Annotated in this window: 16 protein-coding genes and 1 riboswitch; of the genes, 12 read left to right on the forward strand and 4 right to left on the reverse strand. The window is 66.8% G+C overall.

Annotated elements, in window-relative coordinates:
- The first annotated feature begins 6 nt into the window (after positions 1-6).
- Positions 7-798 carry an enoyl-CoA hydratase gene (locus ACK4SV_RS05365; protein ID WP_409916774.1) on the forward strand — a complete coding sequence of 264 codons (792 nt, stop codon included), beginning with the start codon at positions 7-9 and terminating at the stop codon, positions 796-798.
- Between the two features lie 58 nt (positions 799-856).
- Positions 857-1,588, forward strand: a complete 732-nt coding sequence (gene recO / locus ACK4SV_RS05370; RefSeq protein ID WP_409916775.1) for a DNA repair protein RecO — start codon at positions 857-859, stop codon at positions 1,586-1,588.
- A 7-nt stretch (positions 1,589-1,595) separates the two neighbouring features.
- Here recO and ACK4SV_RS05375 read toward each other — a convergent pair whose 3' ends face one another.
- Entirely contained in the window at positions 1,596-2,168 is a 573-nt protein-coding gene (locus ACK4SV_RS05375; protein WP_409916776.1) for a TMEM165/GDT1 family protein, read from the reverse strand.
- Positions 2,169-2,181: 13 nt separating this feature from the next.
- A riboswitch (yybP-ykoY riboswitch) is annotated at positions 2,182-2,364 on the reverse strand.
- A gap of 205 nt (positions 2,365-2,569) precedes the next feature.
- Between ACK4SV_RS05375 and ACK4SV_RS05380 the strand changes: the two genes are divergently transcribed.
- Positions 2,570-3,202 (forward strand): DUF3299 domain-containing protein, encoded by a 633-nt coding sequence (locus ACK4SV_RS05380; RefSeq protein ID WP_409916777.1) that lies wholly within the window; start codon positions 2,570-2,572, stop codon positions 3,200-3,202.
- A 153-nt stretch (positions 3,203-3,355) separates the two neighbouring features.
- Positions 3,356-3,778 carry a hypothetical protein gene (locus ACK4SV_RS05385; RefSeq protein WP_409916778.1) on the forward strand — a complete coding sequence of 141 codons (423 nt, stop codon included), beginning with the start codon at positions 3,356-3,358 and terminating at the stop codon, positions 3,776-3,778.
- Between the two features lie 15 nt (positions 3,779-3,793).
- Here ACK4SV_RS05385 and ACK4SV_RS05390 read toward each other — a convergent pair whose 3' ends face one another.
- Entirely contained in the window at positions 3,794-6,160 is a 2,367-nt protein-coding gene (locus tag ACK4SV_RS05390; protein ID WP_409916779.1) for a serine/threonine-protein kinase, read from the reverse strand.
- Entirely contained in the window at positions 6,141-6,725 is a 585-nt protein-coding gene (locus ACK4SV_RS05395; RefSeq protein WP_409916780.1) for a sigma-70 family RNA polymerase sigma factor, read from the reverse strand. Before ACK4SV_RS05395 ends, ACK4SV_RS05390 begins: the two co-directional genes overlap by 20 nt.
- Positions 6,726-6,876: 151 nt before the next feature.
- Between ACK4SV_RS05395 and ACK4SV_RS05400 the strand changes: the two genes are divergently transcribed.
- From ACK4SV_RS05400 to ACK4SV_RS05435, 8 genes are all read left to right on the forward strand, one after another.
- Positions 6,877-7,467, forward strand: coding sequence for a hypothetical protein (locus ACK4SV_RS05400; protein ID WP_409916781.1), 591 nt, complete (start codon positions 6,877-6,879; stop codon positions 7,465-7,467).
- 3 nt (positions 7,468-7,470) lie between these two features.
- Entirely contained in the window at positions 7,471-9,138 is a 1,668-nt protein-coding gene (locus ACK4SV_RS05405; RefSeq protein ID WP_409916782.1) for a hypothetical protein, read from the forward strand.
- Positions 9,139-9,153: 15 nt separating this feature from the next.
- Positions 9,154-10,299, forward strand: coding sequence for a hypothetical protein (locus ACK4SV_RS05410; protein WP_409916783.1), 1,146 nt, complete (start codon positions 9,154-9,156; stop codon positions 10,297-10,299).
- Between the two features lie 14 nt (positions 10,300-10,313).
- Positions 10,314-11,882: a serine/threonine-protein kinase gene (locus tag ACK4SV_RS05415; protein WP_409916784.1), complete on the forward strand. Its 1,569-nt coding sequence runs from the start codon at positions 10,314-10,316 to the stop codon at positions 11,880-11,882.
- Positions 11,882-12,976: a C1 family peptidase gene (locus tag ACK4SV_RS05420; RefSeq protein ID WP_409916785.1), complete on the forward strand. Its 1,095-nt coding sequence runs from the start codon at positions 11,882-11,884 to the stop codon at positions 12,974-12,976. The genes ACK4SV_RS05415 and ACK4SV_RS05420 overlap by 1 nt, the downstream gene beginning before the upstream one ends.
- A gap of 168 nt (positions 12,977-13,144) precedes the next feature.
- Complete coding sequence (locus ACK4SV_RS05425) at positions 13,145-14,533, forward strand: efflux RND transporter periplasmic adaptor subunit (protein WP_409916786.1); 1,389 nt, start codon at positions 13,145-13,147, stop codon at positions 14,531-14,533.
- A gap of 13 nt (positions 14,534-14,546) precedes the next feature.
- Positions 14,547-16,484, forward strand: a complete 1,938-nt coding sequence (locus ACK4SV_RS05430) for a MacB family efflux pump subunit (protein ID WP_409916787.1) — start codon at positions 14,547-14,549, stop codon at positions 16,482-16,484.
- Between the two features lie 8 nt (positions 16,485-16,492).
- Complete coding sequence (locus ACK4SV_RS05435; RefSeq protein WP_409916788.1) at positions 16,493-17,845, forward strand: efflux transporter outer membrane subunit; 1,353 nt, start codon at positions 16,493-16,495, stop codon at positions 17,843-17,845.
- Positions 17,846-17,951: 106 nt separating this feature from the next.
- On the opposite strand, the gene ACK4SV_RS05440 is transcribed toward ACK4SV_RS05435, so the two are convergent.
- Positions 17,952-19,535: type IV secretory system conjugative DNA transfer family protein (locus ACK4SV_RS05440; protein ID WP_409916789.1), on the reverse strand; the 1,584-nt coding region annotated here is incomplete at its 5' end.

Consider the following 19,535-nt stretch of genomic DNA (forward strand, 5'->3'; position numbering starts at 1 on the left):
GCCCCCATGCCTGATACCGCAGAGCCCATCATCCTTGTCGAGCGCCAGGGCGCGGTTGCCCTTGTGACCTTGAACCGTCCGGGCGCGCTGAATGCGCTCTCGCGCGCGCTGCGGGCAGAGATTGTGCGGGTGTTCACCGAGCTGAAGGATGATGCCGAGATCCGCGCGGTCGTGCTGACCGGGGCGGGGCGGGCCTTCACGGCAGGGGTGGACCTGAAGGAAGCCGGCCAGACGGGCTTTGCGCTCGGCGTGGATGAGGATGCGAAATCCATCGACCTTGCCCGCGCGATGATGGCTTACCCGTATCCGATCATTGGCGCGATCAATGGCTTTGCAATTACCGGCGGGTTTGAACTTGCGCTGCTCTGCGATGTGCTGCTGGCGTCTGAGAATGCAAAGTTTGCCGACACTCATGCGCGCGTCGGCATCATGCCGGGCTGGGGCCTGTCGCAGCGCCTGCCGCGCCTGATCGGTATCAGCCGCGCGAAGGAGCTGTCGCTGTCGGGCAACTATCTCGACGCCGAGACCGCCGAGCGCTGGGGTCTCGTCAACCGGGTCTACAAGGCCGAGGAGCTTGTGCCCGCCGCGATAAAGCTCGCCTCGGAGATGGCAAGCTGCCCGCCGGTGATGCTGAAGGGCTACAAGAAGATGATCGATGACGGCTTCGGCATGACGTTCGCGGAGGGGCTGAAGGAAGAAGTCCGCCGCTCCGCCGAACATGCGCGCAACGTGACCGCCGATGCGGTGGAGGAAGCGCGCCGGCAGGTGACCGAGCGCGGGCGCGGCCAGCAGGGCTGAGGGCTCTCGACTTCTGCGGCCAGCCGTCCGAAATGGACCATATGGCTGAGGCAGTCTCATGAACTGGTCCGATGAGGGCATCGTGCTCGGCGGGCGCCGCTTTGGCGAGGGCGGGCTGATCCTCGATGTGCTGACGCGCGGGCGGGGGCGGCGCTCCGGCCTTGTCTATGGCGGGGCCTCGCGGCGCCGGCGCGCGCAGTTCGAGGCAGGCAACACGATTGCGCTGAGCTGGACCGGGCGGCTGGATGACCAGCTTGGCCGGTTCGATGTGGCCGAGGCGCAGGTGGACCGGGCGAGTCAGTTGCTCGACGATGCCCCCGCGCTGGCGGCGCTGGCCTCGGTGACAGCGCTACTCCGAGCCGGGCTGAACGAGGGCGATGCGGCAGGCTCGGCGCTGTTCGAGGCGACGGCTGTGCTGCTGGACGCGCTGACCGAGCGCGAGGTGTGGCCCGCGCTCTATGTGCGCTGGGAGCTCGGCCTGCTCGGCGCGCTGGGATTTGGCCTCGACCTTGATGTCTGCGCGCTGACCGGGGCGAATGACGGGCTGACGCATGTGTCCCCGCGCACCGGCCGGGCGGTGCGGGGATCGGAGGCGGAGGATTATGTCGACCGGCTCCTGCGCCTGCCGCCTTTCCTGATCGCGCCGGGCGCCGGGCTGACGCCGCAGGATGTGGCCGACGGGCTGAAGCTGACCGGGCATTTCCTGGAGGCGCGGCTGTTTGCGGCCGTGCACCGGGGGCTCCCGCCGGAGCGGGAGCGGCTGGTGCTGCGCCTGTTGCGCAGCGCCTGAGCGCGGTTCAGAACCAGCCGGCGGTTTCAGCCGCCATCCAGAGGCCGATGACGATGAACAGCATCGCCGCGATCGCCCGCACGACATGCAGGGGCACGCGGCGGATGAGTTCATTGCCGAGGAAAACGGCGGGGACATTGGCGATCATCATGCCGGCGGTGGTGCCGAAGGTGACCATCAGCACATCATTGAACCGCGCGGCGAGGGCAACGGTGGCGAGCTGCGTCTTGTCGCCCATCTCCACCAGGAAGAAGGCGACGAAGGTGGTCACGAACACGCCGAACCGGGCGGGCGCGGCGGCGGCGTCCTCATCGGCCTTGTCGGGGATCAGCGTCCAGGCGCCCATCACGACGAAGGAGGCGGCGACGAGATAGCGGAACCAGTCGCCTTCGAGGAAGGCGGCGGCCTGCGCGCCGACGAAGGCGGCGAGGAAGTGGTTGGCCAGCGTCGCGGCGAGGATGCCGAGGATGATCGGCACCGGGCGTTTGAACCGTGTGGCGAGCACGATGGCGAGCAGCATCGTCTTGTCGCCGATCTCGGCGAGCGCAACGACGGCGGTGGAGGTGAAGAGGGCTTCCAAGGGATCAGTCTCCGGGCCGGGCAGTTCGGTTTCGAGTCCAACAACATCGCCTCCCTGCCCGGCGCGGCAGGAGGTGATGTCATTGGTCTCGCCCGGACGGTGTTGACCGGCCCTCCCGCACCATGACCTCTCGGCCAAGTATGTTGATGCGAAAGCCCGCCTTGCGGCGGCTGGCTACTCCCCAGATGACGCGCGCGGCATAGCGCAGGCGGGGGCGGCGGGCAAGCCGCAGGACTGAATCGGCGATATTGAGCCTTGGCCCGGACCGTCGCATAGCTGGGGGCATGATGTGCGCGCGCTCCGTCTTTTGTCGTTCTCCCGTGCCGCTGCTGGCCGGGCTGTTTCTGGCCCTTGCTGCCTGCGGCAATCCCGGGGAGGCCCCGGATGGGGAGCCGCCCGCAATGCCCTCTGCGGCTGCGGCGGCAGACCTGGCCGAGCCTGAGCCCTATGTCTCGGTTGCCCCGCCGGTGCAGGAGACAGGACATGCCGTGCCGGAGTCGGCGCATGAACGGGCAGCGGGCCTCTGGGGCCTGAAGCCCGGCGATCCGGTGCCGCTCAACTGGGAAGACCTGATGCCGGAGGGTGGGCTGGACGCGCTGGACGAGGAGCTGGCGGCGTATTTCCAGATGCTGGAGGAGCGCTACAGCAATGGCGCCGATGGGCTGGCGCCCGTCGAGCACGGATCTGCAGAGGATGTGCCCGTTCAGATCGGCAGTTTCGAAACGGTGCCGGAGCTTGACGGCATGTTCGTGCGCATCCCCGGTTATGCAGTGCCGCTCGAGGCCGGCAGCGGGCGCCGGCATCGCAGCTTCCTGCTGGTGCCCTATGCCGGGGCGTGTATCCATTCGCCGGCGCCGCCGCCGAACCAGATCGTGCATATCGAAGCGGAGAACGGCGTGCAGCTTGGCGGGCTGGAGGTTGCCTACTGGGCGGAGGGCCTGCTGCGCGCCGAGACGCAGGAGACGTCGCTGGCGGCGGCGGCCTACACGCTGACGCTGACGCGGCTGGAGCCGTTCCGCACGCCGGCGCCCTGACAAGCGGCCTGACAATCGGCCTGGCAAATGCCATAACCGGCGGGGTGACCCGCTGCGGCGCATTCCTGCGCCTTAAGAAGTGAGGCCGCTCCTGGCCTCACCGCCGGACCCGCCCGTGTTGCGGGCAGGACGGCCCGACCGGAGAGACCTTCCATGCTGCGCATCTTCATCATCCTCCCGTTCCTGTTCCTGCCGATCCTGCTCTATGCCCTGATCGCGATGACAGCGGGCAGCAATGGCACGGAGGCTGCGCTTGCGCGCCCGATCTTCACGGCGGGCATGTTCTCGGGCGGAGACTGGGTCTTCACGATGCGGGACCTGGTCCTGCTGGTCGGATTGCTGTGCCTGTTTGCCGAAGTGCTGAAATCGGTGCGCACGAAGGGCGACTCGATCATCAATCACGGCCTGTCGCTGGGCGTGCTGATCGTGTGTATCATCGGTTTCCTGGCGGTGCCGGGCTTCCATACCTCGACCTTCTTCCTCCTGATGGTCATTACCCTGCTGGATGTTGTGGCCGGGCCGATGCTGAGCATCGTGGCAGCGCGGCGCGACTTTGGCGTGGGCACCCAGATCTGAGGCAGCCGGCAGGCGTCAGCTGAAACAGCCGGACTCCGCAAGGGCTGCCATGCCCTCAAGGTTCCAGTCGGGCTCCGGATTGGCGAGGCGGGCGGCGACATCGAAGCGCCGCTCTGCCGCGCGCACCCGGCCGCAGGACCAGCTTGTGGAGGGCCCGGCAGCGGCATCGACCTGAACCGTCTGGGAAAGAATGTTCAGCATACGGTATTCATAGAAGGACTCGCCGGGGAAGGCCGCGATCAGGTCTTCGAAGAGGATCGCGGATTCGTCGAGCGCGCGGCGGGCGGCGTCATGATTGCCGGAGGCGGATTCGGCGGTCGCGACCTTCTGCAGCATGGCGGAGAGGCCTTCCGGGCCGCCGGCGTCATCGGGGTCTGCGGCCATGATTTCTCGCGCGAGCTGTGTGGCGCGGGCGGCGTTGGCGCGGGCGGCGGCGAGGTCTCCGGCGAGGCGGGTGGCGGTGGCGAGCTCGCCGACGGCGACCATCAGCTGGGTCTTCTGGTAATAGTTTTCCGGGGATTTCTCGAGTTCGGCGGTCCGGTGGGCGATGGTGAATTCGAGCGGGGCGATGGCCTCGGCGCCGCGTTCCTCGCGGATCAGGAAGCTCGCTTCCTGCATGGCGAGATAGGCGCCCATCTCGCCGCCATTGCCGAGGCGTTCCAGCATTTCGGGCGTCAGTTCAGCGCGCCAGGCGCGCACGAGGCTGAGGGCTTCCTCTGTTTCGCCTGCCGCAAGGAGGAGCTGGAGGAGGTCGGTGCGCACGCTCCACATATGGCGCAGGAGCGGGCGTTCATTCTCGGGCTTCAGGGCGAGGCCGGCTTCGGCATGGGCGGCGGCGCTGGCGTTCAGTTCGCGGGCCTCGGCGAGCGCATTGCCGAAATAGAGCGCCTGCATCGTCAGCATACGCTCGGCCATGACCAGTTCGGCGCGGGCCACCGCATCCGCCGGGTTGCGGGCGATGACTTCCTGAAGTGCGGCGCGCGCGTCGCGGAAGAGCTGGTTTGACGTCTCGGTCTCGCCAAGGTTTGCGATGCCGATGCCGCCATAGAGGTCGGCGAGGCGCGAAGTGATGATGCCGACTTCGAGGAGCACATCATCCGGGGCCGCATCATCGAGTTCGAGGCCCTGGATATAGTCGCGCACGACATTGGCGAGGGCGGTGCGGGTTTCCATCGTGCCGGAGACCTGCTGGGCGGTGTCATAGACATCGAAGACCAGCGTGCGGCTGAGCTGGCGGGCCTGGGTGAAGCGGTCATTGGCGACGGCGAGGGCCGCTTCGGCGCGGTTGTATTGCAGCACGGTGACGGTGAGCGCAGCGGTGAGGCCGAGGATGACGCCGGCGACGGCGAGCACGCCGCCGCGGTGGCGGCCGATGAATTTGCGCACGCGGTAGGCCGCGCTGCCGCCATAGGCGGTGACGGGATGGCCGGCGCGGTAATTCGCAAGGTCTTCCTCCAGCGCGGTGACGGACGCGTAGCGCTCTGCCGGATCGCTGGCCGAGGCGCGGGCGATGATGGCGGACAGCTCCGGCGTGCGTTCTTCCGGGCGGGTGAGGTCGGCGAGGAGCTTGCCGAGGGAGAAGATGTCCGACAGCGTGTTGGCCGCGGCGCCGCGGGCGCGCTCGGGCGCGGCATAGCCGGGCGTATAGCTCAGCACGTCGCGCGCATCGGCGGGGGTGATCAGCCGGCCAGGCACGGTTTCCTGCGGCTTGGAAATGCCGAAATCGATCAGCTTCACATGTCCGTCGCGGCTGACGAGAACATTGGAGGGGGTGATGTCGCGGTGGATGATCAGGTTCTGATGGGCGAACTGGACGGCATTGCAGAGCGCGGCATAGAGGTCCAGGCGTTCGTCGAGGCTCGCGCCGGTGCGCTCGGCCCAGGCGAGGATCGGCTCGCCATCGACATATTCCATGATCATGTAGGGCGCGCCGTCCGGCATCTCGCCGCCATCATAGAGGCGGGCGATGTTCGGATGGTTGAGCGTGGCGAGGATCTGGCGTTCGCGCACGAACCGCTCGATCAGCATGTCGGAGAGGACGCCGGGACGGATGACCTTGATGGCGACGGTCTGGTCGAAATTGCCTGAAATGCGCGCGCCCTTGTAGACCGCGCCCATGCCGCCCTGGCCGATCGTGCCGGTGATCCGGTAGGCGCCGACCCGTTCGGGCGCAGGCGGTTCATGCGAGTCGCGGCCCGCCCCGCCGGTCATCAGGAGGCCGGAGGCGGAGCCGGCGGTGGCGAGGAGGGCGCGGACACGTTTCTGCAGGGCCGCGTCATCCCCGCACTGCGCGGCCGCCCAGGCGTCCCGCTCGCCGGAGGGCATGTCCAGCGCGGCGGAGAGGATTTCCAGGGCGAGGCGTTCAGTCGAGTCGGTGGTCATCCTGCTTCGCTTCATTGAGGCAGTCGAGCAGCCAGACGCGCGCGGCCCGCCAGTTGCGCTTGACGGTCGCCTCGGAGACGCCCCGGATTTCGGCAATCTCTTCCAGCGTCATGCCGCCGAAATAGCGCAGCTCGACAATCTCCGCCTTGTCGGGGTCGATCACGCTGAGGCGGATCAGGGCTTTTTCGAGCACGTCCATCTCGATCCGGTCGGTGCTGCCATCGGAGAGGCGGGAGACGAGGGTGACGCGCTGGTGGGCGCGCTTGTCGGAGCGTTTCTTGCGGGCATGGTCGATCAGGACGCGGCGCATGGCGCGGGCGGCGAGGGCGAGGAAGTGGACCTTGTCGGCCCATTCGACCGAATCGACCCGCATCAGGCGGATAACCGCCTCGTTCACCAGGTCCCCGGTCGACAGGGAGAGGTTGCGTTCGGAGCGGATGAGGCCCGCGGAAATCTGGCGAAGTTCGGTGTAGAGCTGGGTAAACAGCTCGTCGCGCGCGCCGAGATCGCCCGCGCGCCAGGCGTCGAGCAGCCGTTTTGCTGAGGCATCGCCGGTTTCAGACATATGCGTCTCCCGCGCGCAAACTGTCGCAAGTTCCGTGCCGTCACAAGGTTTGCCGCTGCAGCAGAAATTATTTCTGCGGGCCTGTGACCCGTTTTGCCGCGATCCCGCGCCTCCAATGACAGGAACGCAAGAAACCCCAAGGGGACCAGCCATGCAAGACACGCTCGATCAGATCCCACCGGAAGCCTGGCCGATCATTGATCTTCTCTTCAATGTGACGATGGCCGCAGCCGGCATCTGGCTGGCCATCACGGTTTTTGTGGTCTGGCGCCGCCATGCCTCCAACCTGACCCCGGTTCACGCCGCAGGCCGGAACCGGAAAGCCCAGCCGGACTTCCTGAAAGTCGACAGGAAGGCCCGCGCCGAAGCGATCAAACGCGGCGCGGCACATGAAAAAGACCTCGACCGGCGTGACGAGGCAGAGGCAAAGGCCGCCGCCGAGGCCGCCACCGCCGCCGCGAAAGCCGCAGAGGCGGAAGCCCGGCGCAACGCACCGATGACGTTCGCACAGCGGATTTCCGGCCTCGTGACCTTCCTGCTCTCGCTGTTCACGCTGCTCTCGATCATCGTCAGCTCGATCTTCACGATCAGCCGGATGGGCGACTATGTCGGCGAATACACCGCCTGGGAGCGCATCACGAGCATCATCATGCAGCACCCGATCGCCTTCACGATCTGTGTCCTGATCATCATTGCCCGCATCTACACCCAGTTTTTCCCGTCCGCCAAGAAGGAGGGCTGATCCATGGCCTCGCAACCGCTCGTTCTCTCTGATCCGAACCTCCTCGCAGAATTCATGCGGGAGTCCGAATTCAAGGGCCTCTTCGAAAAGCGCTTTGCTGCACCGCCTGATCTCGCCGCGCTCCTGTTCCGCAACGGCCAGCTGATCGACAGCTTCAAGGGCGCGCATTTCTCCGTCGGCGGACTTGTCAATGCAATCAAAGGCATTGCCGGTGGCTCGTCGCACATCTCGATCATGCTGGCAGACCTGAAACCCTTTCCGGTGAAGCTCGCTGTGCGCGGCCTGTCGCGGGACAATGTGGAGGTCACCGGGGTCGCGACGCTGGAATTGCAGCTAGACCCCGACAAGCCCTCGAACATCCTTGGGCTGATGAGCGGCGCCTCGCGCCAGCAGGCGAAGACGGACCCTGACGGCAATCCGCTGCCGGGCCGCAAGGCGATCTCGCGCCAGGATGTGCTGGAGCGGATCGCGCCGCACTTCTCCGACCGCGTGGTCGAGGCGGTGCTGCGCCGAACCGATGCCGCCGATATTCGCGGCGATGCCGGCATCCAGGACAAGATCCAGGCGGACATGATGAAGGAGGCCGAGCGTGTCTGCGGCGACCTCGGCCTGATGGTACGCGCGGTTTCGGTTGAATGGGCGATGAACGCTGTCGAGCGCGAAGCCTTCGAGCGGGCGCAGATCGACCGTCAGCAGGAAGCGCTGGACTATCAGCTGGACCTCCTGAAGCGGCAGGTCGAGCGGCAGTCGGAATCGACAGTGTTCCAGCTGGACGCCTCGACAAACCTCACCAAGCTGCAGGCCGCGAGCGAGGATGAACTCGCCCATATGGTGCTGCAGAGCGAGGTGCGGTTCATCGATGCCCGCGAGGAGGCGCAGCGGCGCCAGGAGCTCGAGGCGCTGGCGCATGAAATCGAGGTGCTGCGCACCGAGCGCGCCGCCAAGATGGAGAATGAGATCGCCGATGCGGGCCACCTCATCAACCTGACGAGCGAGGCGGCACGCCTTCGCAAGACCGAGCGGGAGATCGAGGAACTTGACGCCAGGCACGCGCAGAACCTCAAGAAGATGGGCGTTCTGTCCGATCTCGAATTGCGCGAGCGAAGCCAGCGGATGGAGCTGGAGCTTGCGCGGCTGGCCCAGGAACAGGCGGCGAAGAACCTGCAAAGGATGATGGAGGCCGAGAAGTTCAAGGCCGACAGCGATAATGAGCGCGACATCCGCCGGCAAAAAGCGGAGTCCGATTCCGAGATTGCGCGGATGAAGGCCGAGGCCGATGCGCGAACACAGCAGCTTATGGCGGGCGCGAAGATGACGCCGGAGCAGATCCTGGCAATCAATGCCGGCCTCTCGCCGCATGTGGCCGAGGTCTTGAAGGAACAGGCCCGCGCGCAGGCAGGCTCGAGCCAGGAGTCGATGGAAATCATGCGTGAGCTGATCAAGGGCGCGACCGAGGAACGCGCCGCCGGGCGCGCGCATGAACTGGATATCCTCCAGGCCGGCATGGCCGGGGCGACCGGCGTTGCGCATGGCGCGGGCGGCAAGGGCGGCGATGTGCCGGACATGCCGGAAGGCTCTGCCGGGGCGACGGTCGACTGCCCGAAATGCGGGCGCAAGCTGCCGGCGAAGGCAATTTTCTGCGGCGGCTGCGGCCACCGGATGCGGACCTGAGGGAGGCGTTCCGGCATGTCATCCACCCGGCTTCCCCTGCCTGAGCGCACGCGGTCTGCCTGCTGCTACACCTCCGCGCTGGATGCGGGCGAGGCGTTCTGCAGCGAATGCGGCAAGGCGCTGGTCCGGTGCATGGCATCTGAGGAGTGCGGCGGGCTGCTCGATGATCATGGTCTGTGTACGGTGTGTGTGGCGCCGTATCTGCAGGTCGATGCCGGGGCGCTGAAAACGGCCCGTGTGGGCGGGGCGGTGACGCTGCCGCTGTCGCTGGCGAACCTTTCTTCCGTTGGCCGGCCGCTGTTTGTCACCGGGCTCTGGAGCCGCGAGGCGATGGGTCCCTGGCGGGAGGAGCACCTCGGCTGGGAGCGGCTGGAGGCGGGCGAGACGCGGCCCATTCCGGTTGTCGCGCGGGAGATCGAGCGCGCAGGCGCGCATGGGCTGCAGGTGATGGTGGCGATGGCCAGCCGCTGGCGCTGGCGGCAGGAGAATTTTGCCTTCATCGGCAATCTTACCCTGATGGTCGAGGATCCGTCGAGCGAGACCGGGCCCGTCGTGAATATCGGCGGCGAGAGCGCCGGGCATGGCAACATGGTGTATATCAGCGGGAAGGCAGGGCGCGATACTGGTCCTCAGCAGACGGATCAGGCGATGCGCCTTGCGATGGTGCGCGCCGAGCGGGAAGAGCGGCGCCTCGGCCTGCGGGGAATAGATGCGGACACCTGGGTGCCGCGCGATGCAGAGCTCTGCTGGACAGGCTTCGGCGAGGGGGACGCGCCGTTCGACGGGCCGATCCTGGCGCCCGATGGCGTGCTCGCCGCAGGCCGCAGCCGCACACGCCGGCAGGGCGGCGACGGCGACCTGCGCCTCCTGGTCACCGCGCCGGACGGGACGCTGGATGAGGCGCTCAGCCGGCTGATCTCCCGGCGGCATATGGAATTCTACATCGAGTCGGACCGGCTGGTCCTGAGAGTCACTGGCGGTGGGGGACTGCGCGTGAACGGCGAGGCGTATGGTGAAGGAAAAGCCATACGCCTCTCCGGTAACGATGTGATTTCGCCGCTTGTCGCCGCGCCGGACAGCCTGAGCCTCAAAGTCAGTTTCCGGACGGAACATGGGCGCGTCGGACGGATCGTCTTCCAGCGCGCCGGCAGCGCAAGATAGTCAGGGGCAGGATGATGTTGAAGTGCAGGAATTGCGGCGCGGAGATGGAGGCGGGGGACCGTTTCTGCACCGCCTGCGGCGCAGACCAGGAAGCGGGCCTCGCCGGCATGATGACCATTGGGGGAATGGAAACCGTCGGCGATCTGGAAACCCGGCCCGGCGGCCTGAAGCCTGCGCCCGAACTCGCAGCGGGCGCAGAGTTTGCCGGGCGCTACACGATCCAGCAGGTCGTCGGCCGGGGCGGCATGGGCGTTGTCTACCGCGCAGCTGACCGGCTGGCGGAAAAGGATATTGCCCTGAAACTGATCCGTGCGGACCGGCTCTCCGGCCCTGCGGCCGTGCGCCGGCTGATCGCGGAGGGGATCACGGCGCGCGACATCCGCCACAAGAATATCGTGGCCGTCTATGATGCAGGCGAGGCGGAGGGCCAGCCGTTCGTGTCGATGGAATTCCTCAAGGGCCAGTCGCTTCGGGATTGGCACCGCGAGAAAATCCGTCAGCGGAAGGAAATTCCCCTGCGGATGGCGGCGCGCATCGTGGCCGAAGTGCTCGACGGGCTGGCTGCCGCCCATGCGGCGGGGGTCATCCACCGCGACCTGAAGCCTGAGAACATCATGCTGGTGGAGGAGCCGACCGAGACCGCCGCGCCGCTGAAGATCCTCGATTTCGGGATCGCGCGCGCAGCCGGCGCCGCCCTCGACAGCGGAACGGGCACGGGCCTCGGCACGCCGCGCTATATGGCGCCGGAACAGGTGACCAATCCGGATACGGCAGGTCCGCCGGCGGATCTTTATTCCCTGTCGGTGATTTTCTATGAGCTCCTGGTGGATGTGCTGCCGCAGGGCCACTGGCAGCCGCCGTCCGGTGGGCGCTCGGATGTACCGGCAGGCATTGACCGGCTGATCGAGCTTGGCCTGTCGAACCGCCCGGCGAGCCGGCCTCGGTCGGCAGCGGAGTATCGCAAGATGCTGGTGGACGGCGTCAATCTGACCGGTCCGGTGAAGGAAGATATCCGGAAAGACAAAGACAAAGACAAAGACGGAACCACAACGTTCAGTTTTGACAAGAAGAAGCTGAGGCTCTGGGGCGGGATCGGGCTGGCCGTGGTCGCGGTGATGGCGATTCTGGAAGCGGTCCGGGAGGAGGGCAGCAGCGGTCCCCGTCCGGCTCCCGCTCCGGCGCCGGTCTATGCGGATGACGCCCGCGCAGCAGAGCCCCGGCCTTCCGGCAGTGATTTCGGGCCACGGATCATCCCGGTCAACCCGCCCGCCCTCAGTACGCTGAGCGGTACCTGGGTCGATGAAACCGGAGAGACCTTCACGATGCGGATGTCCAATAACGGATCATTCTCCGGGTCCGGCATACATTCGGTCTTTGGCGTTCCGGCGCGGATTTCCGGGCGGCTGAACGGCGCAGCTGGCACCATTTCGTTCAGTATTCCAGCGGCCAACCTCACCTTCAATGGCCGGGCCCAGTGGGACCAGACGTGCCATATCACCTACCAGCTCTATGACCCGATGAACAATCTGATGGATCAGGGCCGGTTCCACATCAACCACCTGCCAGACGAGCCGTGTCCATAATGACCGACAAGATTCCGAACTCGCCTCACGGCTTCATCGTCAAGGATTGCCACCTGTGCGGCGGGCCGGCCTCTGCCGGCACGATCTGCGACCGGTGCGGCGCCGTGAACTTCATGCCCAATCCCAATCCAGAAGGGGGAAACCGTATGTCTGATGCCTGGTCCGGATACAGCCTGAATGGCTGCCGCTTTGAGACAACACCGTCGGCGGCGCCAACGCTGTCGGTTCCCGATATCCGGCTGCCCGACCGGGTGGACCTGCGGGCACATTGCTCGCCGGTGGAAGACCAGGGCACGACGCAGTCGTGCGTTGCGCAGGCCGTTGTCGGCGCCATGGAATACCACCAGATCAAGTCAGGCCGTCCGTTTACTGATCTTTCGCGCCTTTTCGTGTATTTCAACGCGCGTATCATCGGCAACTCCACGCATCTCGATTCGGGAAGTTTTATCCATCACGGGATGGCGTCCATCCTCGCCTATGGCGCGTGTGAGGAGCGGCTCTGGCCGTTCCAGGATAGCCTTGTGATCACGCGGCCCACCGAGGCGGCCTATCAGAATGGCCGCAATTATGAAGCCACGCAGTATGCCCGCACACCGCGCGGCGTTCCCGCGCTCGTCGCCCTTGCGCACGGCTTGCCGGTCGTCTTCGGCATGTATGCTCCCGGCGAGTATTACGATATTGCCCACCAGACCGGGCGGATGCCCCGGCCCGACCAGGTCGTGACACAGCGCCCGCCATCAGGCCATGCAATGCTGATTGTCGGTTATGACATGGCGGAGCGGTGCTATCTGGTGCGCAACAGCTGGAGCACGCGCTGGGCCCAGGGCGGTTATTGCTGGATCCCGTTCGAGACGATGGACTTCTGGGCGGTCGAGACCGATTTCTGGGCCATCGGGGCAATAGAGGATGCCCCCGGCTTCAAGCTGATGGGGCCGAGCCTGATGGACGCCATGAGGGGCGTGGGGGTCGGCGAGGACGTGCTGGAGGCGCGGGCACAGCGGCTTGACCAGCTGCGCATGGGCCTGCGCCAGCAGCTGACGGGCAACCTGGAGGCTGCCAAGCGCGATTTCCGCGACAGATTGCGCGGGAAATAACCGGCAAGCCGCAAATCGGGCCGTTTACAGCAAACTTTTGTCATCGGATCGGGCGTAACAGGCGTAAGGACGGCGCGAGTGGTGCATTTCTTGCACCTGCCCGCGACGGAAAACCGCCAGCGGGCGCGTTAAAGCCCTGTTGCACCACCGATTTGTGGACAAGTGTTCATGCTGAAACTGCCTTTCCTGACCGGTCGCCGGGCCTGGGTCCTCGCCGCCATCATTGCTGCCGCTGCCGGCTGGTTCGCGTGGAGCACGATCTGGGGCCGTGAAAAGCCGCCCGAGCTGACGACCGCGGAAGTGACAAGGGGCGACCTTGAGGTGACGATTTCGTCGGCGGGCAAGATCCGCCCCCGGGATTCGGTCGCGGTCGGCGCGCAGGTCTCCGGCCAGCTGACGGAGCTGCTGGTCGAGCCGGGCGATGAGGTCGAGCGCGGGCAGCTGCTCGCCCGCATTGATGCCACGATTGCCGAAACCAATGTCGAGGCGAGCCAGGCGCAGCTGCGCGAGCTGGAGGCCAGCCGCAAGCAGCAGCAGGCCTCGCTGGATCTTTCCCGCGCGAATTTCGAACGCGCGAAGATGCTGTTCGACAATGACGCCATTGCCCGCGCCGAATTCGAGGCCGCGCAGGCCGACTACACCGTCGCGCAGGGGCGGCTGGAGGCGATCAACGCCCAGATTTCGCGGCAGGCCTCCACCCTGCGCGCGCAGAGGGCGACGCTGGAATTCACCAACATCTACGCCCCGATCAACGGGACGGTCGTTTCGGTTGCCGCGGTGGAAGGCCAGACGCTGAATGCGGCGCAGACAGCGCCGACAATCCTGACGCTGGCCGACCTGTCGATCATGACGGTGGAAACCGATGTGTCGGAGGCCGATGTGCTGCGCATCCTGCCGGGGCAGGAGGCGTGGTTCACGACGCTGGGCGATGGCACGCGGCGCTGGCCGTCCGTCGTGCGGCAGGTACTTCCGACGCCGGAAGTTCTGAATGATGTCGTGCTCTACAAGGCGCTGCTGGATGTCGAGAATCCCGAGAGCCGGCTGAAGCCGCAGATGACGGCGCAGGTGTTCTTCCTGACCGGCGCGGCGCGCGATGCCGTTTTGGTGCCGGTGACGGCGCTTCAGTCGCAGCCGCGGGGCGGGCAGCGCCCCGGTGGAGGCAGTGGTGGTGGCAGTGGCGCCGGTGGCCGCGAGGGCGGCGGGCGCGGCCTGATGCAGGCGGAAGCGAGTGAAGCGCGCGGTGCAGCTGGCGCGGCCGGCGGCGGGGGTGATCCGCAGCGGCGCGAAGCGATGCGCGCAGCGCGCGAGGCGAACCCGGGCGCCGAGATGGCCACGGTGCTGGTGATGCAGGCAGACGGCACGCCGCGTCCGCAACCCGTGCTGGTGGGCCTGCGCACCCGCACGCAGGCGGAGATACTCTATGGGCTGGAGCCCGGCCAGACAGTGGTCACCGGCGAGGTGGCCATTCCGCGCCCCGGCTCTGGCCAGCAGCAGCAGGGCGGCCAGCGTGGCCCGGGCGGCGCAGGCGGTCCGCCGCCGGGCGTTCGCCGCGGCTGAGGGAGGTTCCGGCATGAACGCGCCCCTGATCGAGCTGAAGGATGTGCAGCGTTATTACGGCGCCGGCGAAACCGAGGTGCGTGCGCTCGACGGCGTGTCGCTGACGATCCGCTCCGGCGAGTTCGTCGCGATCATCGGCCAGTCGGGCTCCGGCAAGTCGACACTGATGAACATTCTCGGCTGCCTCGACCGGCCGACCGGGGGCAGCTATACCATCCGTGGGCAGAATGTTTCGGAGCTCGAGGCCGATGCGCTGGCCGCGCTGCGGCGGCAGACCTTCGGCTTCATCTTCCAGCGCTATAACCTGCTCGGCAGTGTCTCGGCCTCCGAGAATGTGGAGATCCCGGCGGTCTATGCCGGCCTCAAACTAGCCGAGCGCAAGGAGAAGGCCGCGGGCCTGCTCGCGCGGCTCGGCCTCGGCGAACGGTTGCATCACAAGCCGGGCCAGCTGTCCGGCGGCCAGCAGCAGCGCGTGGCCGTGGCGCGCGCGCTCGTCAATGATGCCGAGGTGATCCTCGCTGACGAGCCGACAGGTGCGCTCGATTCCGGCTCCAGCCATGACCTTCTGAACCTCCTCGAAGAGCTGCATTCGGAAGGGCGCACGATCATCCTGATCACGCACGACCCGAAAGTGGCGGCGCGGGCCAAGCGGGTCATCGAGATCCGCGATGGCCGCATTGTCGATGATACGGGGGCGGAGGTGTCGGTGCCCGAAGAGGCTGCCGGATATCGCCAGCAGCGCAAGGGCCCGTCGCCGCTCGTGCAGGTGGCAGAGTCGGTGAAGATGGCGTTCCGCTCCCTGCGCGCGAACCTGTTCCGCACCGCGCTGACACTGCTGGGCGTGATCATCGGTGTCTCGGCAGTGGTTGCGATGCTTGCCATCGGCGAAGGCAGCCGGGCGGATGTGATGGCGCGGTTTGAATCGATGGGGCCGAACCTCCTGTTCGTGCGCCCCGGCGCGCCCGGCCAGCGGATGCGTGGTTCGGAGGTCGCAACGCTGACCATTGAAGACGCGCAGGCGATTGGCGAACTCGAGAACATCCTCGCCGCCGTGCCCTCGCGCGGCGGCCGTGCCACGCTGCGCGTCGGCGGACAGGATTACCAGACCTCCATTGAGGGGACCTCTCAGGACTGGCCGATCGCCCAGAACCGCAAGCTGATCCACGGCACATTCTTTGCGCGCAGTGATGTTGACCGGCGGACGGGGGTCGTGGTGCTTGGCACAACGGCAGCGGGCAACCTGTTCCCGGATGTGTCCCGCGCGGTCGGGCAGTATGTGTTCATCGGCGGGGCGCCGTTCGAAGTGGCCGGTATCCTGGAAGAACGCGGCGCAACAGCCTGGGGGCAGGACCAGGATGATGTGGCGCTGGTGCCGATCTCGACTGCCATGATGCGCCTGTTCGGCCAGCGGTCTCTATCGTCGATCACCGTGGCGGTGGCCGATACGCGGCAGATTGCAGAGACCGAGGCATCCGTCCACAGCCTGCTGCTGTCGCGTCACGGCGTCGAGGATTTCCAGATCCGGAACACCGCCTCCATCCTTGAATCGGTGGAGCAGACGCAGAATTCCTTCTCGATCCTGCTCGGCTCGGTCGCGGCGATCTCTCTGCTCGTCGGCGGAATCGGCGTCATGAACATCATGCTGGTCAGTGTGTCGGAGCGCACCCGCGAGATCGGTGTACGGATGGCGACCGGCGCGCGGCGCTCCGATATCATGACGCAGTTCATGGTGGAGTCGCTTGTCGTGGGCGGCCTCGGCGGGATTGCGGGGGTACTGATCGGGCTCGGCGTCTGCATGATCCTCTCTTATTCGGGAATGACGGTGGCGGTGACGGCGCTGCCGGCCATCCTGGCCTTCAGTTCAGCGCTCGGCACGGGGCTGGTCTTTGGCCTGCTGCCGGCGCGCAAGGCGGCGCGGCTCGACCCCGTGGCAGCGCTCGCTTCGGAGTGATGAGTTTGATGCGTACCCTGATTTCTGCTGCCTCTGTGCTGACCCTCGCAGCCTGTGCGAGCCTCGGGCCGCCGCCGGCTGCGCCTTTGGAAGACGGTGCCGGCTTCGCAGTGCCGGAGGGGTATGATTATGCCCGCGAGATCGAAGGCCTGCGCGCGCCGGAAGCGGCCTGGTGGGCCGCGTTCGGATCGGAGGAACTCGACGCGCTGGTCGAAGCCGCGCGGGACGCGAACCTGACGCTGGCACAAGGCGCCGCAAATGTTCAGGCTGCGCGCGCGCAGCTGCGCGTCGCAGGCGCGAGCTTCCTGCCGCAGGCAAGCGCGGGGCTCTCTGCGGGGAGCGACACCGATCGCGGCCTCGATGATATCAGCGCCACGGGGCGGCTTTCGGCGTCCTACCAGCTGGACCTGTTCGGCGCGAACCGCGCGGGGCTGGAGGCGGCGGCGGCGAGCCTTGACGCAGCGGAATTCCAGCAGCGCGCGCTGGAGCTGACCGTGCAGGCGGATGTCGCGAGCACCTGGTTCGGGCTCCTCTCCAGCCGGGCGCAGCTGGAAGTGGCGCGCCGCAATCTCGAGATTTCCGAGCGCATCTTTCGCATCGTCGAGGTGCGCTATGAGGCGGGCGCGATCTCCGGTTTTGATGTCTCGGCCCAGTCGGCGCAGCTGGCGAATGCGCGCGCGCGTATCCCGCAGCTCGGCGCGCAGATCACGAGCCTCGAGACCGCGCTGGCGATCCTGACCGGCGCGGCGCCGCAGGGTTTTGCCGCGCCCGATACCGATGTGCTGGCGCTGGCGCTGCCCAAGGCGGACCCCGGCCTGCCGGCAGACCTGCTGCTGCGCCGGCCGGACCTGTTGCAGGCCGAAGCCAACCTCAGGGCGGCTGACGCGAACATCGCCGCGGCGCGCGCCGCGTTCATGCCGGGCATCGATCTCGGCGCCGGATTGTCGAGCCTGCTGACCGGCGGCGGCAATCTCGTTGGCTCGCTCTCGGCATCGGTGTCGGCGCCGATCTTCTCGGGCGGGCGGCTGGAAGGCCAGCTGGAAGCCGCCGAAGCGCGCCGCATGGCGCAGCTCGCAAGCTACCGGCAGGCAATCCTGAACGCGCTGCGCGATGTCGATGTCAGCCTCAGCGCGATGGAGGCGGCCGAAGCCCGCGAGGCCCAGCTGGCGATTGCGCGCGAGGCGTCCGCTGATGCGCTGGATGCGGCCGAGCTGCGCTACCGCTCCGGTGCGGGCGACCTGACGAGCCTGCTGACCGCGCAGCAGACTTTCTTCGATGCGTCGAACAATTACGTCCTCGCCCGGCTCGACCGGCTGACAGCGGCGATCAATCTCTATGCCGCCCTCGGCGGGGGGTATTGAGCGCCTGGAACATCGGGCTGATTCCTTGAATCAGCCCGATGTCCCCGGTCTTTGAATAATCGTGGCGTTTTCCCGAAAACCGGTTCCCACTTTTCGGAACGCCGCTTTAGTCCTCCGACGGCTTCTCGGGCGGTGGGGTGTCCGCTGACGGCGTGTCCGGTTCCGGCTCATCTTCCGGGAAGAGCCCGGGGGCCTCCTTCGCCGGAGGCTTCGGCTGGCGCCGCCGCCGCAGCGCGGTCACCAGGTCCTGCGCCGGCAGCACTTCCACCGTCTCGCCTTCGGCGCCGGGTTCGGCCGTTTTCTGGCGCACGACCACACGTTCGATCTCCGGGCGAATGACGGGCCGGTCCGGATCATGGAAGGGGTTCTCGTCGAACATCCCCTCGAAGGCGGGGTCGTTGCGGTAGTCCGGCAGGCGCGCCACGATCGGGGCATCGCCTTTCAGCTGCAGCAGCATTTCATGGTCCGACAGGTCGAGCAGCCGGTCTGCCGGGCGGAAGCCGACGATGCCGCACATGGCTTCGGCAGCGAGCATGGTGTTCGCCCCGAAGCACTGAACGGCCCGGCAGTTGTTGACCATCGTCTGCCAGTCATTGGGGTAGAGGTTCACCAGCTGGCTCGGATCCTGCCAGAAGCTCCAGGTCTGCATCCCATAGCCGCGCATCAGCGTGATCGCCCGGCGCAGCGGAATGAATGTGCCGAGCTGGGAGGCCTCATCGAGGATGAACAGGGTCGAGTGTTTGGGCCTTGCATTGCGCCGGGTGATCAGCGTCATCAGCGTATGCACCCACAGCCGGATGAGTTTGGCATGGCTGTCCAGCATGTGCGGGGGCAGGACGAGATAGATCGAGATCGGATCGCCGCGCGTGATGCCGTCAAAGTCGAAGCCAGTGGAAGAAAGGCTCTGCGTGATGGCGTCGCCGCGCGCGATCTCGACGATGGACTGCGAGAAGGAGAGGATGCCGCCGAGCGTCGAGACCGCGCCGAGGCGCAGCATCTGGCCGATGCGAGCGGCCTCTGCATTGCGTGAGCGTTCCAGCCGGCCAAGCACGGTATCGGGCGGGGCGCGCTTGCCGCGCATCTCCGCATTCTCGGTCATGTTCGAATAGATGGCGACCTCGCCCATCGCCTGGGCGACCAGTTCGCGCACCGTACCGAGATGCCGGCGCCCTTCCGGCAGGTCGGACAGGACATGCAGAACGATGCCCAGCACGAAAGTCGCGCCGCGCTCCGACCAGTAGTCGCCATCACTTGTGTTCCGGCCGGGGCGGTTGTCCATCATCGTCGAGATGACCGCCATCGCATCATCGACCAGGGTCGGACTGTCGGCATCCAGCAGGTCCAGCGGGTTGATCGCCGTCGTCTCGAGGCCTGTGATGCCGATGGGATCGACGATGGCAACCTGATGGCCGAGTTCCCGGCGGCGCCGGGCAGTGACGAGGGCGTTCTCGCCCTTCGGGTCGATCACGATGACCGGGCCATCATAGCGCAAGAGCGCCGGAATGATGCAGCCCCGGCCCTTGCCGGCACCGGTCGGCGCAATGGTCATCAGGTGGCCCTCATCCTCCATCAGGATGGGGTCGATGTATCCCGTCGCCGGATTCAGCGCGGGATCGCCGAAGCTGAAGCCAATCGGCTGGCGGGTGTGCTCCAGCTCCATCGACCAGCCCACCAGCAGGCGGCTTCCCTC

The organism is Hyphomonas sp., assembly GCF_046313735.1.
GTDB lineage: Bacteria > Pseudomonadota > Alphaproteobacteria > Caulobacterales > Hyphomonadaceae > Hyphomonas.